Genomic DNA, 15,210 nt, shown 5'->3' with positions numbered 1-15,210 from the left:
TATGGCACTAAACTAAAAGTTTAGCGCTCTTCCTTTTGCGTTCATAACTGATTCTGCTAAAAATTCACCAAGCGTTGGATGCGGATGAACAGTTGCAAAAATCTCCTCATCAATACCTTCCATTTGTCTAAAAAGAACGTATTCGTGAATCAACTCAGTTGCTTGTGCACCAACAATATGTGCTCCTAGCATTTCTCCATCTTCACCCATTAGAGTTTTAACAAACCCAACAGTTTCATTAGATGCAACGGCCTTTCCATTCGCTTGAAATGGAAGTTTACCAACATTGTACTTTATACCCTTTTCCTTAAGCGCTCTTTCAGTGTAACCAACAGATGCAACTTGAGGCTGACAGTAAGTACAACCAGCAATATTCATTTTATCAATTGCATGAGGATGCATTCCTGAAATATGTTCAGCAGCAACAACACCTTCGTGAGAAGCTGCATGTGCTAGTAAAGGTGGTCCAGAAAGGTCACCAATAGCATAAATATTTGGAACATTTGTTTGGTACATATCATTTACTTCTACAAAACCTCTATCAGTTTTGATGCCAACAGACTCAAGTCCGATTCCGGCGATATTTCCAGTCATTCCAACAGCAATTAATCCCATCTCAAATTTATAATCGACAGTCTTACCGTTTTCAACAGCTGTAATCGTAACGTCATTTCCATTATTCTTTGCACTAACTTTTTCAACACCAAGAGATAACTTCACACCATACTTCTTATAGGCCTTCTCAACTTCTTTTGAAGAGTCTTCATCTTCTATAGGAAGTAAGTGTTTTTGCAATTCAAATATATGAACGTCTACTCCAAAAGCATTCCAGAAATAAGCAAACTCAACGCCGATAGCACCTGCTCCAATAATCCCAATAGACTTTGGGAGCTTTTCCATTTTAATTGCTTCCCATGCACCAATAAGTCTTTTTCCATCATGCTCTAAACCTGGAAAGCTTCTATAGTGAGCTCCTGTAGCAAGTATGATATTGGCGGCCTTAATTGTTTCAGTATGTCCCTTAGGAGATTTTACTTCTATAGAGTTCTTGTCTTTTAAAACAGCTCTACCAATAAAAGTGGTAATTTTATTTTTCTTCATTAAGAACTCAACACCCTTAGAGATTCGATCACTAATTCCTTTGGCCCTTTTAACTGCTTGAGCTCCATCTAAAGACTTCAACTCAACATTAATTCCAAGATCTTTCATTTCTGCAATTTCATGTACAGAGTGAGCAGATTTTAAAACCGCTTTAGTTGGAATGCATCCTCTATTGAGACAAACCCCACCAAATTTATCCATCTCTACGATGGCAACATTTTTTCCTAACTGTGCTGCACGGATAGCGGCCACATAACCACCAGGTCCTGCACCAATAACAACAACATCAAAACTCTTCATCGATTTGTATCCTTCGGTGTTTTAAGATATATGACTACTCTAAAAAAGAGTTTAAAAGTCACAATTATAAAGTTCATGTTTAATATCAATACTTTGTAGTTTTGGCCATGAAAACCGTCAATTGTTCGAGATAGCAAGTATATTTGCGACACGACACACAATAGGGAATAAATGAGTTTTTTGAGTGAACAAGAAAAAGAAGCGATACTAAGATCCTTTCCAAATGGGATCATAGCGCTTGATCTAGAAACGACAGGACTCTCTCCCCTCATAGATAAAGTGATTGAGTTATCGGCCATAAAGATAACGCCTTACGGCGAAGAGGTATTTGATGAACTCATAGATCCCCAAATCGAAATTCCTCAATTTACAATTGATATTCATGGGATCACGAACGACATGGTGCAAGGTAAGCCATTACTTAAGGATGTCCTTCCATCATTCGTAAATTTTATGGGGAGCCTTCCTCTTGTTGCACACAATGCAAAGTTTGATCTAGGGTTTATTGTTTTTGGCATGCACCAGTGCAAAATGGATTTAAATGAAATACATGTTTATTGTTCATGTAAGTTTTCAAGATACTCGCTCAAAGGTATGCCTAATTTTAAACTAGCTACGCTTACAAAAGAGTTGGAAATCCCTCTTGAAAATCATCATCGCGCACTTGATGATGCAATCGCATGTTTGAAAGTCTATGCAAAAGGACTTTCTGTATTTAAGAAACCTGATCGTAAGATTTTGAATGAGGGTTACCTATTCAAGATGAAGGATTTTGAGAAGCAATCTGACTTTGAAATTCCTAACGGACTACAACCCATTTTAGACAAAGTTAAAAAGCAAGAAATTATAGAGATTAAGTATCGTGGTGGCAGTCTAAAAAATCAATTTAGACCAATTAGACCGATTAGCTTTTTGCCAATGCCGCAAGGTAATATGCTATACGCACATTGCTTGCACAGTGATATGTATAAGTCCTTTTCACTAAAAAAAATCTCCCAACTAAGAGAAGTTAGTGAAGAAGAAAAAGTTGAATTATTAAATAAAATTAAGAAAAATGGAAAATAAATGGCCTATCTAACAAAGAAGAACTTACCTCTCAGGTTACAACAACTAGTTATTCTCATACTTCACCTCATTCTTCTTAGATGGATTTGGTATACGCTTAATAATGCAGGTGCAATGACGACAACAGAAACCCTGTTGCACTTTAGTGGAATTGGTCTATTCGGCGCTGTTCTTATCTTTGGATGTGCTAAGTGGGCCAGACGCCGTTACCTACTAGGCCTTGATGATTAATGCTAGATAAGAGTAAAGACCTAAATATTCAACCATCTTGGCAAAGTGAATTTAAGTCTGCTATTAGAAGCCACGAGCAACTAGAAGAATTCTTTAAGACTTCATTTCCTAAATCTATTTACAAGATTTTCATCCCTCTTGAAATTGCAAAACTAATAAAAGAAAAAGGCATTCACTCTGCTCTTGGAAAACAATTTCTTCCCTCTGAAGAAGAAAATGATTTAAGCACTGGACTTGAAGACCCTATTGGAGATCACTTAAACTCTCCGACTTCTCAACTCGTTCATCGCTACAAAAATAGAGTCCTCTTCTTTCCTACGCAAGTTTGCCCTATCATTTGTCGCTACTGTTTTAGAAAAAATGAACTAACACTACAAGATGAACTTTTCTCTCCTGATTTTACTAAGACAATATCATATCTAAAATCACATACTGAGATTAATGAAATAATTTTCAGTGGTGGTGACCCATTCATACTTAGTGATGAAAAGTTATCTTTTTATATCGATCAGTTTTCTAAAATAGAACATATTAAATATATAAGATTTCATACGCGGGTCCCAACAACACTTCCTTCAAGAATTACTCCTGAGTTAATTTCTCTTTTAAACAAGACTGCAAAATTATTTAACAAACTTATTATTACAATTCATACAAATCATGTAGATGAGTTTTCAAGCTCAGTAGAAAACTCCATTAAACTTTTAAAACAAATAGACTGTGAACTACTTTCTCAGTCTGTCTTATTAAAAGGTGTAAATGACAGTTCACTAGAGTTGAAGAATTTAATTGAGAAATTAATTGAGCTTGGAGTTCGCCCCTATTATCTACATCATCCTGATCAAGTAAAAGGTGCTATGAACTTTTACTTACCTATTTCTAAAGGTCGTAGGATTTACTCAGAATTAAGAAATATTCTACCTGGGTGGTCAATACCAACTTATATCATTGATATAAAAGATGGCGCAGGTAAAGTAAGTGCCTTTAATCCTGAAACATTTAATTTTAGTGGAAAATTAATTAACAAAGATGGCCAATTAACATTCCATTGCGAATAAGTTTATTGATAGGCAGAAAAAAGCTTGTTGAGAACAATATCAATCCCCTCTAAAATAAAATAATGAGTAACGACGCTACAAAGAAAACTCTACTTAGTGATTATCTAAATGAAAATGACTATAAGGAGTTGGGACATTCAATAATACTTAGAAATGATACTTCAGGTGTTTCCTATCTACAATTTGAAGATATTCAAATTACAGAATTAAAAATAGATTCCATCTGCCTATCTTTACCTAGAAATATATGTCAGCTAGGCCATAACATAACTTTTATTATTTACGACTCTCCATTAAAAAAAGTTTTTAAGAAATTTCCAAATATTGATACTACCAATGGCCTCCCAATTATTGGAAAAGTCGTTGAATTTGAAGTTGATGATGAGCTAGTTCATATCGAGTTAAAATTCACCCAATTTAAAGAACATTCATGGAATGAGATTAAGGGTGATTATGAACAACAGCAAATAAGAATAAGTACACTCATTTCTGAGGTGAAGAAATGATGCTAGATCAACTTCCTCCAAATGAGCAAAAGGCCATAACAGACTTCTTTAGAAATAAAACTGCTTTAATCGTTGAAGAGAAGAAAACAGCAAAAGGAACTATAAAGAAAATGCTTATTTCTTTTGGTGTTCATATATCCAAGATAGAAACAGCTGAATCTATAAAGCATGCTAAAAGTCTAATCAAAGCAATGAAGCACGACATTGTCTTTTGTAATGAAAAAATCAGTGAAGTCAGTGCGATAGACTTAATCGATCTTCACTCTAAACTGTACCCAAATAGGTCTAATCTTTTATACGCCCTGATAGGGTCTCCTAACTCGGTGGCATCTGCTTGCAAAATTCTAGACAGTGAAATTGATGATTATATAGCAGAACCTTTTAGTGCAACTTCAATTGCTGAAAGTTTCTTAAAGTTGACGAAGAGAAAAATGAATACGAGCGTCGGCTATACTCAGTATCACCAAGCTAAGGCAGCCCTGAGTGAGAACGACCTAGATAAAGCTGAACAGTGTATTGAGATTCTTAAAGAAGACTTTGATTATGCTGATGAAGCCTACTATCTTGAGGGGAAATTATATCTGCAACATGGTGATGAACAGACCTCACTACTTTTTTTTGAAAAAGCCCTTGAGATTAATTTCAAGCACTACAGCTCATTAAAAGAATTAATTAAAGGCTATCAAGTTTTGGGAAAGAATGTAGAAGCCTATGAGACAACCAAGAAGTTACTTGCAAACTATCCCATAAATCCGAGTTTATTGCCTGATCTAATACGACTTTCATTATTAAATAAGCAATATGATGATCTACTAAACTTTTCAAAGTTCTTTCAATCCCTCGATGAAAAAAGTCCTTCATTAAGAACTAATATAGCAGCAAGCTTAGTCATTTGTGGAAAGTACTATTTTGAATCTGGAAATAATACTAAGGCCATTCAAGTTCTTTTAGAGGCAACTAAATCTTCCATGGGAAAATTGCAAATCATACAAAATATCGTTCAAACTTTAATTCTAAATAAAGAAGTAAAGGTTGCAAGAGATATCCTATACAAATTTGAGCCTCTCCATGCAAATGATGAAAACTATCAAATATTAGAAGTTGAGCTGGCCTCTTACAATAATGATAATACGACTGTTTCTAAAAAAGGACTTCCACTTATTCAAAAAGGGATTGTTAATAAAACCCTCTATCAAGCTGTTATCAAAACCTCTATTCAAACTAATAGAAAAAAAGACTTTATAAATGAATTAATAGACACAGCTATCGGCCACTTCCCTAGTGATGCCACTTTGTTTAAGGGACTTTATAAGAACTGACTAGACTAAAAAGATCAACTAATTGACCCTACTATCTTTAGAAAACTTTACTTTTTCACTGATGACCAATTGCCGATAAGAATGTACAATCTAAAAATACTTATTACACCGAGTAACTACTTTAATGAATAACTTAATTCTCTTAATCGATGGCGATACAAATAGAAAGAATAACTTTGCTTCAAGACTTAGAGTGCAAGGCTATGACGTAGAGCTTGCAAACGGCGGATTCCACTCTGTTCATCTAGTTGAAAAACAAGAATATTTTTCGGTTATAATTATGGGTAACACTCATGATATGCCGGGACTAGAAATTCTTAGTTTAATAAGGAATGTAAAAACAAAAGATCAACTTCCTATTATATTTGTTAATAAGACAACAAACCAAGAAGATGTTCTGGCCTGCTTTGAGTTTGGAGCGAATGATTTCATCGTCTATTCTCCTCAGTGTTTTAATTCGATCATAGAAAAGCTCAAAAAGTTTAAAAAGAAGTAATGAAATATCTAGCTTTTTGGTTCCTCACTCTCAACACTTTCGCATTTATAAATTGCTCTATAATAGACCATCCTACTTATTCAGAAATATCAGTGATTGACAAGACTAGCTTCTTTCTAGTCACAGCAAAGAGAAGAGATACTTCTGAAAGAGATGATATAACTTACTTTGGAGAACTCGAGTTTGATCAAACAGGCTTTTATGCAAAAAAAGAGCAATCTTGGGAATGTGAAACTGAGGCCACGTGTAAATTCTTTGAAACCATATCTCATGTTGAAAATGAGCTTAAGTATGTTAAATATTTAGAAATTGGATCAGATATAACTAGCGAAACCATTCTCGGGAGCGACTGTATTCAACAGACAAACGCAAGGCGTTAAAACTTTTTACACTCTTTGATATCTAATTTTACATATCGCGGCAATAAGTATAAATAATAAATAAATTATCTGAATTGGAGAAAATATGAAGCTATTACTTACTGCTTTTTTACTGGTTAGCTCTGCCTATGCGCAGTTTGATCCTGCAACAAATATTGATTTTGACATGCCGATTGATATAGATGGAACATATACTCAGCAACCTGGTCAAAAACAATTAACTCCGGCGCAAAGAATGAAGCTTTTAAGAAAGAAGCTTGAAAAAAGAAACGAGCTTATGGTTCGTAGAAAAATTGAGACTCTACGTTACCAACAAGAAGTCGAAATGATGAAGAAAATTCAAGCGGCTTTCAATAAGACAATGCAGAATTTAGATAATATTCAATAATTCATCAAGGCCGTTTTTAATTAACGGCCTTTCGTATACTTTTTTTACAACACTACTTTATTTTAATCATCTTTTTTTACTTTCATAATAAATTCTCAAAGACTTAAGTCATATTTTTTATGGCATCCATTTTGTAATACATATTCTCAGAAAATAAAATAGAGGAGAATTATTATGAATAAACCAATTATTTATGGACTGGCAGTCCTTAGCGTACTTAGCACCCCCACTTTAATTAAAGAATGGAATTCACCAAACTACACAAAGGCCTACAGAACTATTGCGTCCATCCAACTTCCAGAGTTTGTAGAACAATTAGATGCAAGTGACGAATCCACAATTGTTATATACAAAGACAAAATGGAGCAAAGAATAAATGACTTTAGAGACTCAGTCCATGAGCACAAAAAGTCTAAAGAAAACAAAGAGTTTGCCTCCTTATCAAAGGAAGAAAGAGTTAAGTTAAAGAGTGAAGAAAAGAAACTACAAAAAGAATCAGCTTTGATTTCTAAAAGTATTGAAGAATCTCTTAAAAAACTCTCTTCTTCAACTGCGACTGAAGTCGTTGCAAGCTTTTCAAGAAACTTTAACTCCCTCGAAAGGGATCTGAATAATGCCATAATTACAAATCCAATTGAAGATGAAAAAGTATCGCTTTCAGCAAAAGAAGATACTCAAAGTACTGAGAATAAGGAAAATCAAATCAGTACATGTGAACAAAAAGACGTTATTGCTGAATTACAAGCTCAAGTAAAAGAGCTTTTAAAAGATAAAGAGGAAGCTCTTGCTAAAATTGAGGAAAAAAAGAAGAAAAAACAAGAGCGTGAAGAAAAGATGAAGAAGGCCCAGAAGATATATGCGATGGGAATGATATTTGGTCAAGGTTTAAGAGCAAGCTTTGCAATGCCAAATACAGCACTGCAATTTCCAAGTTCTCCTTTCTTTGTTCAGAGTAGCTTCGCTCAAATGCAACCAACGATTTCTCCTTGGTTCAACTTTATGAAGAGCTACTTTGGTGGCAATAGAGAAATTGCTTCTAACATGTTTTCAAGCTCAATAGATAGAGCACCGATAACAAGTGAGCTTTTTCAAAGAAGCTCACGGACATTTATCCCAACTTTTAATAGATCCACTGTTCGAGAAGAAGCTATAACATTTAAATAAAGAAAATCTCTCCCCTATTTTCTATAAGAGGGCCCAGCATAAAGCTGGCCCTCTTTTGTAAATTTTTCTAACACTGTCTAATTATTAGACATATCTTATCTCCTTATTTCAAGGACATGCCCATCAATTCCTTTGGCACCAAACTTGTATAAACAATAGTGAATAAAAAATTAACAAATCTATTTCGGGAGAGAAATATGAAAAAGACAATAACAAACTCAGTTATGGCCCTAACTGTACTATCAGCAACATTTGGAGCCTATAGTGTATACACTTCAACGACACCAATGAACCTTAGATCAATTGCTTCAATTGAAAGACCAGACATTGTCGTTGATTCAATTTCAGCAGAGTTTATTAAACAGCAAAAAGTTAGAATTCAAGAGGTCACAGTCCAGATACAAAAAGCAAATGGTGACATGATCACTGTAAAAAATAAGATTGTTGAGATAGAACAAAGACTTTCTCAAAAAGTACGCAGAAGTACAGCGATGTTTACTGTTCATGAATTAAATAAACTTAGAGCAGACCTAAAAGAGCTAAAAGAGCAGAAGAGTAACCTTGAGAGCTCTATTACTTCACTCAAAGAAAAACACAAGAAAGCAATTGCGGGGCTTTCTCTTACTAATAAGAAGCTATTAAGTGAAGTTAACTCTGCAAAGAAATCGACTTCAACACTAAAATCAAAAATAGATGAACTTGAAAGAAGTGGAATTGCAAACACTCAAGAGTTAAGTGTATTAAAAGATAAGCTAAAAGAAGAAGAATTAAGAGCAGCAGGCTTAAATGCAGAATTAATTGATCTGCAATCAGAAGTTGAAAGCAAAAATATCGCTATCGCACAGGCCGTTTCTCATAATAAAGAAATCTCTGATGAGGTAATTGCCTTGAACGAAGTTATTTCAAAATTAAATTTAAATATCGAAGATCAGTCTAATCAAATTGAGTCATTAAATCAGAATGTACTTAGTTTAACTGGAGAAAAGGAAGCTCTGATTATTGAGAAAGATAAATTACAAGAGAATAAAATCGCACTTGAGCAACAAGTAAACGAAAAGAATGATCTCATAAAAGTTAAAGAAGAAGAAATTCTTGCTCAAAATAATACTATAGCTTGTCAGCAAGAAGAAATTAAAGTGAATACAAAAACCATTACAGATCTAGAGGCACAGGTAAAAAAGAGTACTGATGCAATAAAAGAATCAAGTAAGGCGATAAAAGATCTTAAAAAAGAAAGAGAAGAAGAAAGAGAGAAATTTGCAAAGATTGAAAAAGAAAATAAAGCATTCAAAGAAGAGAAAAAAGAATTTGATTCAATAATACAAATGATGATGTCTCAGTTTATGATGATGCCTCAATTAATGAGACAGCAACAAGCTGTACAGGTACCAACATTTCATAATCCACTTAATCAATTTTCTACAAGTGATATGTACTTAATGAAAATGCTTCAAGGTGGAGGAGCTCAGGGTCTTGGACAAACGGGACTTCCAATGTTTGACCCATATGCAACTCCGACCGTTATAAACAATAACTACTACGGTCAGCAAACACCATACGGTGGCGAATTTAATGATTTTAATATCAGAGAAATGTATAATCCTTCTCAAAGAGCACCGAGCGGATACTTTAATTTTTAATTAAAAACAAAGGGGACTAAAATAGTCCCCTTTATAATTAGTTGATATCAGTAATCCGAGTTTTTTAGACCGGCACTTTTTTCCATTTTTTCCTAATTATTTATTCATATTTAACGACTAGTAATTATCACCTTTAAGGATGTTGGTGAAAGAGTAATCAAGGATCGATGTTTAAACATAATTACTTATTGAGGGGTAAGGATGAAGGCCGAAAATTATATTAGAAAGACATCGGAAAAAGTTATCATTAAAAAATGTCATTGTTGTGGTGAGATAATTGAATCAAATCAAGAAGCTCAGAAGTGTCCAAGCTGCAAGAAATCATTTCTACCATCAAATTATTTTGGAAAAGTTCACGCGAAGAATTCGGCAGACTTTCAAAACCTATTCTTAAAGTCCTATGAAGTTCATGAAGAAGATCTTATCAAAGGCATTAATGTCATTTGGTAAATATTAGAACAGGGTCACTTGGGTGACCCAAATGCCAACAATTTCTTACTAAAACATCTATAGTCAGTCTCTTAACGCACTACTCTGTTCGAGTCATTTCAGAAATTATATGATAGATTGACTCTATGCAAATAACAAATACACAAACACAAAGAACAACTAAGCCAAACTTTCATCCTGTTATACAAAGAATCTTTGATAAAAGAGAAATGGGACCTAAAGAGATCAGTGAATTTCTTTCATGGGACCTAAAGGCCATGCCAGATCTAACGAATATGCATGATATGGACAAAGCATCAAAGAGGCTGATTAGCGCCATTGAAAAAAATGAAAAGATTGCGATCTACGGTGATTACGATGTAGATGGGACAACCTCTTGTGCACTCTTTTACCAGTTCTTCAAAATGCTTGGTGTAGAAGTTGGTTTAATACAACCAAGTCGTTTTATAGAAGGATATGGAATTCATCCACCTTCAATTGATAAGGCCCATGAAGACGGTTATAAAGTAGTTGTAACTGTTGACTGCGGAATTACAAATAATGAAGCTGCTACAAGAGCAAAAGAGCTCGGATTAGATTTAATCATAACTGATCACCACACGGACGCTAGAGATGAAATGCCAGATGCATTTGCAATTGTTAACCCAAATAGAAGAGATGAGCCTAAAGAATCTCCACTTAGAGCACTTGCAGGAGTAACAGTCGGCTTTGCTCTGGCAGTAAAAATTAGGCAAGACCTTATCCAAAAGGGACAAGAGATACCAAGCATATATCACTTACTTCAATTTGCTGCCATTGGAACAATTTGTGATTTAGCAAAGCTAAACTCTACAAACTTGAAGATTGTAAGGCATGGTCTAAAACAAATACCTCAAACAACTTTTCCTGGAATAAAGGCCTTCTTTGCTCCTGAAGAAAGAAAGAGAGGCTTCGTTCCTTCTGAGAAGCTTTCATTTAATATTGGACCCCTCATTAACTCAAAAGGAAGACTCGATCATCCTGAAAAGGCCCTACAGCTACTTATTTCTGACGATGATGCCAAGGCCTTTGAGTACTACTCTCACCTAGAAGTTTGCAATAATGAGAGAAAGTTTATCCAGGCCGAAGTTTTTAATGATGCTAAAGAACAAGTTCTCAGATCAATTGACGGATCAGAACATGTCGTTTCAATTGTATACTCTAGTGAATGGCATGAAGGAGTAATAGGAATTGTTGCTTCTAAGCTTGTTGATGCTTTTAAAGTACCTGCAATAGTTTTCACAGATGCAGAGGAACCTGGAGTAATTAAGGCCTCAGCAAGAAGCGCAGGCGATTTAAACTTATTTGACTGTTTAAAAGAAAACTCATCTCTATTTTTAAAGTTCGGTGGGCATAAAGCTGCTGCCGGTCTTTCAATGGATAAAGATAACTTCTATGAGTTTAAAAAGAATATGACTGAAATGCTCGCAACAATTCCGGCCATAGAAAGAACTGTTCAAAATTATTATGATGTCGAAATCCGTCCAGATGAAATCAACCCTAAACTTCTTAAAGAGCTAGAACTTCTTGAACCATTTGGAATGGGAAACCAAAAGCCTATTTTTAAGATGAAAGGATTTAAGCTAGATAGTTATGACCTACTTAAGGATGTTCATGTACGCTGGAACCTTAGCTCTCTAACAGATCCATCAGTAAAGCTTAAAGGAATAAGTTTTAATTATATTGGAAAGTGGGGAATCATGCACCCAGAAGAAATATATAATGCGCAGGCCATGAGAAATGAAGAACTAACAGCTTACTTTACCCTTGGAGTGAATCACTTCAATGGAAATCAATATATCCAATTGATGATAGAGAGAGTGGAAAATTAATTCCACTCCACTCTTTTAAAACTATCTTTTTACTGTAACTTTTTCCATAACAACATCGTATGCCGGTCTATCCATAGCACCTGTTTTTGTACTACCGATTTCTCTTACAACTTCCATACCTGAAATAACTTTGCCAAAAACTGTGTGTCTTCCATTTAAGTGAGGAGTTGGCGCTAAAGTAATGAAAAATTGAGAACCATTTGTTCCTGGTCCAGCATTTGCCATTGAAAAGATTCCTTCAGAGTCATGCTTTAATTCAGCTGTGCACTCATCTCCAAACTTATATCCTGGTCCACCCATTCCATTTCCATCTGGGCATCCACCTTGAATCATAAAACCTTCAATGACTCTATGGAAAATTAAACCATCATAGTACGGACCTTCTTTCTTTGTTTCTTGTCTTCCCTCTACTAAATTAATAAAGTTCCAAACAGTCTCTGGACATTCTTTTGCATAAAGCTCTGCTTCAAACTCACCCATATTTGTTTTAAAGTGAACATTAACTCTATCTAAATCTTCTTTGTAATCACTTTTCTTAACTGAACCCATTCCGAACATTTATTTCTCCTTGTTTAAAATTTTCTGACCTTAAATTTTCCTCTAAATTCTGAAGGAATGTCTTTAGGGGTGAAAATATATAGTTTATCATTTTTAGAAAATAAATCATTTAGATACAATACTGGGATTGCTACTAAATTACCTTCTCGGTCATAAGGATTAAACATTTCATAGGAAATTAATTTAGATCCTGCAATATCGAGCTTCATCTCTTTTAAATAACTTCTTAATTGAACTCTATTCATGCAAAGAGATAGGAAAATAGGATGGCCCTTAGCGAATCGATCGCTATTTAGGACCTTCCTCACTTTGCTTAATTCCTTAGGTCCATTTAACACTGAGTCTATCCATATGATATTAGAGATATTGTACTTCGGTTTACTAAAGCTTCTAATTCCTGCTTTAACACGATCTAGAATAGTAAAGAAAATCTTCTCTTCATCTTTAAATGGTATAACTTCAGCCTGGGCTTCTTTCTTTCTAGAGGTAGAGTATTCATTAAACATTAGTTGAAATTGAATGGCCTCTTCATAATTAAGAGAAAAACTTTCTCTCATATTCTTCAGATGGCTATAGCGAACAGGGTACTCTCTATGACAGCTTCCCTGAGAAGAGTAATTCGCCCATGAAGGTAAATCTGCTAAGAAATATTGAACAACTCCAATTCCATTGTAGTACTCATTAGTATTTCTTCTTTCGTAATTCTTAATCGTTGGACCAGAACACCCTAAAGAGAAGAGCATTAATGAAAAAATTAAGTACTTCATTTATGCCCTACTAAAGAAATTCATAATCTCTTTCTCTATTTCTGTAATCTGTTCTAAGCCATGCTTTAAGGAGGACTTACATAATGTCGTACAACCTAGAGTATAAAATCCTGGTTCATCATGAGATCCATTTTCTTTACGCGCAACCATCTTGTCATGATCAAAGTCAACTCTTAGTCCATTGAATATATCTGTACTCTTAGAGTGCCCGGTGCATACAAAGATTGCATCACAGGCCAAAGTACTGATGTACTCTTCACTTTTTTTCCCTGAGTTTCTAAAAGAGTGAGATTCAACAGTAGCAAAAAGCCCCTCTCTATCTAATAATTTATCTAAGGCGGTTACATTACTTGCGGGAATTATATTTAATTGAGAAACTGGCTCTTTAGGCTCAGTTGTCTTGGCCCTAACATGTGGCTCAAGGTCTCTCCATGCAAATAGATCCTTTTCATATTGGGTCCTATCATTTTGTAGCTTAGAGTAATATGTTTTTAGTATTTCCATAGTACCAAGAGCAAGTGTTTCACACCTCTTACTCTCCCATAGATCCTTATAAGGTTTAAGCTCTGTAGTTACAAGACTAACCATTCTAGACTTATCTTCTTCTAACCAAAGGTCTAGTTCGCTCAGAACTAATGCCGAAAGGGCTCCTGTTCCAACTAGAACAATATGCTTAGACTTCTTCGTTACTTCAATATAATTTTTTAAGCACTCTCTTCCATAGTAAACGTCAGAGCTTTTATTAATTCTAGATTCATTAAGAGCATAGCTTCTAGAAGGTCCCATAGGATTAGGGTCTTTAAAAGAACCTGTTGCATCTATGACAATATCAAAATCATCGAAGGACTCAACTGATTCGTTTAATGAGTCAATCACATCTTTACCAAGCTTCTCGAATAACTCGGGATTACTTTCAACTTGTTTCAAAATACTCGTTTGAGGGTCTGTGGTAAAAACAACTCTGAACAAATCCTCGAGCCTACTTTTACCAGGTACTTGTTCATCAATGGACAGAAACCTCTTGTGAACTCTTTGAACTGATCCAGGCTTAATCACTATATTTGGACTACCTTTTTTAATTAGAGAACTTAAATACTTTTCAAAGTATTCACCTACGCTTGGAATCTCTTCTAGGCCATTAAGAAGTCCTATTGAGTCTCTTCCACACTTAGTTGTAAGTGAACTCCAAGCAAGCTCAAAAGATGTTTCAGGAGCAAATTTAGCCACTCTGGAAACCATTCCACCTAAGTCATTATTTGCGAATATTGTAACCGAAGCTCCAAGCTGGTCAAAGTGAAGCGATGCTTCAAGAGCTAATGGTCCACTACCAAGGACTGCTATTTTCATAGAGGTTTTCTATCACGAACTGAACGTAGTTAAAAGAAAAGGCCCAAGAAGTTGGGCCTATTTATTAAGATTTTAGTAGAAAAAGACTTTTTGATCGCCTCGGTCAATGGCCGAATGCTCTGCAAAAGAATACATAAAATCAATGAAATTATTCATAACTTGAAAAGAAGGAAGTGACTTATCAAATTCACATCCATACTGCATATATGTATTACCATCTTTACCAATGTGCTCTCTACCATACTTAACATTAACGATAACTGGTACGTAACTGGCCTTGGTAAAGTACATTCTCATAGAAATTTCAAGACCGTCTTCAAACTTAGGGTCTCTACTTGGCTCCCAAGGGAGTTGAATTAGACAACCGTCGTGAGAAATATCAACTAAATTGATAGGATAGATTACTCCCGCCTGATCAATTACAGAATAAGCTCCTAGGAAGTTTTGAAAAAGAATTCTCTCAAAGTTTCTTCTCTTAGCTTCAACATTTTCTTTTCTCTTTTCTATAAAATCTAATACTTTATCAGTCATCTAGGTCTCCTAAAGATTAATTCTTCAGTAACCTATCGGCTAAATACGGCGAGGGCCTT

17 protein-coding genes are annotated in these 15,210 nt (G+C 34.9%); 12 read left to right on the top strand and 5 right to left on the bottom strand.

What is annotated here, in order from left to right:
- Positions 1–12 precede the first annotated feature (12 nt).
- Positions 13–1,401, bottom strand: a complete 1,389-nt coding sequence (gene lpdA, locus DPQ89_RS16485; protein WP_127718131.1) for a dihydrolipoyl dehydrogenase — start codon at positions 1,399–1,401, stop codon at positions 13–15.
- A gap of 171 nt (positions 1,402–1,572) precedes the next feature.
- On the opposite strand from lpdA, the gene DPQ89_RS16480 reads away from it, so the two are divergent.
- The 12 genes from DPQ89_RS16480 to recJ all read left to right on the top strand — a co-directional run bounded on the left by DPQ89_RS16480 (position 1,573) and on the right by recJ (position 11,948).
- Positions 1,573–2,466, top strand: a complete 894-nt coding sequence (locus tag DPQ89_RS16480) for a PolC-type DNA polymerase III (protein ID WP_127718130.1) — start codon at positions 1,573–1,575, stop codon at positions 2,464–2,466.
- A complete protein-coding gene (locus DPQ89_RS16475) occupies positions 2,467–2,697 on the top strand; it encodes a hypothetical protein (RefSeq protein ID WP_127718129.1) in 231 nt (76 codons plus the stop codon). It begins immediately after the preceding gene.
- Positions 2,697–3,755, top strand: coding sequence for a KamA family radical SAM protein (locus tag DPQ89_RS16470; RefSeq protein WP_127718128.1), 1,059 nt, complete (start codon positions 2,697–2,699; stop codon positions 3,753–3,755). Before DPQ89_RS16475 ends, DPQ89_RS16470 begins: the two co-directional genes overlap by 1 nt.
- Positions 3,756–3,817: 62 nt before the next feature.
- Positions 3,818–4,261, top strand: a complete 444-nt coding sequence (locus DPQ89_RS16465) for a hypothetical protein (RefSeq protein WP_127718127.1) — start codon at positions 3,818–3,820, stop codon at positions 4,259–4,261.
- Positions 4,258–5,580 carry a hypothetical protein gene (locus DPQ89_RS16460; RefSeq protein ID WP_127718126.1) on the top strand — a complete coding sequence of 441 codons (1,323 nt, stop codon included), beginning with the start codon at positions 4,258–4,260 and terminating at the stop codon, positions 5,578–5,580. Before DPQ89_RS16465 ends, DPQ89_RS16460 begins: the two co-directional genes overlap by 4 nt.
- 124 nt (positions 5,581–5,704) lie before the next feature.
- Entirely contained in the window at positions 5,705–6,076 is a 372-nt protein-coding gene (locus tag DPQ89_RS16455) for a PleD family two-component system response regulator (RefSeq protein ID WP_127718125.1), read from the top strand.
- Positions 6,076–6,456, top strand: coding sequence for a hypothetical protein (locus tag DPQ89_RS16450; protein WP_127718124.1), 381 nt, complete (start codon positions 6,076–6,078; stop codon positions 6,454–6,456). The genes DPQ89_RS16455 and DPQ89_RS16450 overlap by 1 nt, the downstream gene beginning before the upstream one ends.
- 85 nt (positions 6,457–6,541) lie before the next feature.
- Positions 6,542–6,844 carry a hypothetical protein gene (locus DPQ89_RS16445; RefSeq protein ID WP_127718123.1) on the top strand — a complete coding sequence of 101 codons (303 nt, stop codon included), beginning with the start codon at positions 6,542–6,544 and terminating at the stop codon, positions 6,842–6,844.
- Positions 6,845–7,018: 174 nt separating this feature from the next.
- Entirely contained in the window at positions 7,019–8,008 is a 990-nt protein-coding gene (locus DPQ89_RS16440; protein WP_127718122.1) for a hypothetical protein, read from the top strand.
- 197 nt (positions 8,009–8,205) lie between these two features.
- Positions 8,206–9,648: a hypothetical protein gene (locus DPQ89_RS16435; protein ID WP_127718121.1), complete on the top strand. Its 1,443-nt coding sequence runs from the start codon at positions 8,206–8,208 to the stop codon at positions 9,646–9,648.
- Between the two features lie 201 nt (positions 9,649–9,849).
- The gene (locus DPQ89_RS16430; RefSeq protein WP_127718120.1) at positions 9,850–10,098 is read left to right on the top strand and encodes a hypothetical protein; all 249 of its coding nucleotides are present in this window, start codon (positions 9,850–9,852) and stop codon (positions 10,096–10,098) included.
- A gap of 125 nt (positions 10,099–10,223) precedes the next feature.
- Positions 10,224–11,948, top strand: a complete 1,725-nt coding sequence (gene recJ / locus DPQ89_RS16425) for a single-stranded-DNA-specific exonuclease RecJ (RefSeq protein WP_127718119.1) — start codon at positions 10,224–10,226, stop codon at positions 11,946–11,948.
- A gap of 21 nt (positions 11,949–11,969) precedes the next feature.
- On the opposite strand, the gene DPQ89_RS16420 is transcribed toward recJ, so the two are convergent.
- The 4 genes from DPQ89_RS16420 to DPQ89_RS16405 all read right to left on the bottom strand — a co-directional run bounded on the left by DPQ89_RS16420 (position 11,970) and on the right by DPQ89_RS16405 (position 15,151).
- A complete protein-coding gene (locus DPQ89_RS16420) occupies positions 11,970–12,506 on the bottom strand; it encodes a peptidylprolyl isomerase (protein WP_127718118.1) in 537 nt (178 codons plus the stop codon).
- Between the two features lie 14 nt (positions 12,507–12,520).
- Entirely contained in the window at positions 12,521–13,273 is a 753-nt protein-coding gene (locus DPQ89_RS16415) for a hypothetical protein (protein ID WP_127718117.1), read from the bottom strand.
- A complete protein-coding gene (locus DPQ89_RS16410) occupies positions 13,274–14,620 on the bottom strand; it encodes a hypothetical protein (protein ID WP_127718116.1) in 1,347 nt (448 codons plus the stop codon).
- Positions 14,621–14,692: 72 nt separating this feature from the next.
- Positions 14,693–15,151 (bottom strand): PilZ domain-containing protein, encoded by a 459-nt coding sequence (locus tag DPQ89_RS16405; RefSeq protein ID WP_127718115.1) that lies wholly within the window; start codon positions 15,149–15,151, stop codon positions 14,693–14,695.
- Positions 15,152–15,210: the final 59 nt, after the last annotated feature.

It is taken from the genome of Halobacteriovorax sp. HLS (genome assembly GCF_004006665.1).
Lineage (GTDB): Bacteria > Bdellovibrionota > Bacteriovoracia > Bacteriovoracales > Bacteriovoracaceae > Halobacteriovorax.
The sequence above is the reverse complement of the archived record's forward strand: the minus strand, read 5'-3'. Positions and strand labels throughout refer to the sequence as shown.

Bases quoted from the DNA above. Each gene is read 5' to 3' on its own strand.
- lpdA (WP_127718131.1), bottom strand. From the start codon at position 1,401: ATGAAGAGTTTTGATGTTGTTGTTATTGGTGCAGGACCTGGTGGTTAT.
- DPQ89_RS16480 (WP_127718130.1), top strand. From the start codon at position 1,573: ATGAGTTTTTTGAGTGAACAAGAAAAAGAAGCGATACTAAGATCCTTT.
- DPQ89_RS16475 (WP_127718129.1), top strand. From the start codon at position 2,467: ATGGCCTATCTAACAAAGAAGAACTTACCTCTCAGGTTACAACAACTA.
- DPQ89_RS16470 (WP_127718128.1), top strand. From the start codon at position 2,697: ATGCTAGATAAGAGTAAAGACCTAAATATTCAACCATCTTGGCAAAGT.
- DPQ89_RS16465 (WP_127718127.1), top strand. From the start codon at position 3,818: ATGAGTAACGACGCTACAAAGAAAACTCTACTTAGTGATTATCTAAAT.
- DPQ89_RS16460 (WP_127718126.1), top strand. From the start codon at position 4,258: ATGATGCTAGATCAACTTCCTCCAAATGAGCAAAAGGCCATAACAGAC.
- DPQ89_RS16455 (WP_127718125.1), top strand. From the start codon at position 5,705: ATGAATAACTTAATTCTCTTAATCGATGGCGATACAAATAGAAAGAAT.
- DPQ89_RS16450 (WP_127718124.1), top strand. From the start codon at position 6,076: ATGAAATATCTAGCTTTTTGGTTCCTCACTCTCAACACTTTCGCATTT.
- DPQ89_RS16445 (WP_127718123.1), top strand. From the start codon at position 6,542: ATGAAGCTATTACTTACTGCTTTTTTACTGGTTAGCTCTGCCTATGCG.
- DPQ89_RS16440 (WP_127718122.1), top strand. From the start codon at position 7,019: ATGAATAAACCAATTATTTATGGACTGGCAGTCCTTAGCGTACTTAGC.
- DPQ89_RS16435 (WP_127718121.1), top strand. From the start codon at position 8,206: ATGAAAAAGACAATAACAAACTCAGTTATGGCCCTAACTGTACTATCA.
- DPQ89_RS16430 (WP_127718120.1), top strand. From the start codon at position 9,850: ATGAAGGCCGAAAATTATATTAGAAAGACATCGGAAAAAGTTATCATT.
- recJ (WP_127718119.1), top strand. From the start codon at position 10,224: ATGCAAATAACAAATACACAAACACAAAGAACAACTAAGCCAAACTTT.
- DPQ89_RS16420 (WP_127718118.1), bottom strand. From the start codon at position 12,506: ATGTTCGGAATGGGTTCAGTTAAGAAAAGTGATTACAAAGAAGATTTA.
- DPQ89_RS16415 (WP_127718117.1), bottom strand. From the start codon at position 13,273: ATGAAGTACTTAATTTTTTCATTAATGCTCTTCTCTTTAGGGTGTTCT.
- DPQ89_RS16410 (WP_127718116.1), bottom strand. From the start codon at position 14,620: ATGAAAATAGCAGTCCTTGGTAGTGGACCATTAGCTCTTGAAGCATCG.
- DPQ89_RS16405 (WP_127718115.1), bottom strand. From the start codon at position 15,151: ATGACTGATAAAGTATTAGATTTTATAGAAAAGAGAAAAGAAAATGTT.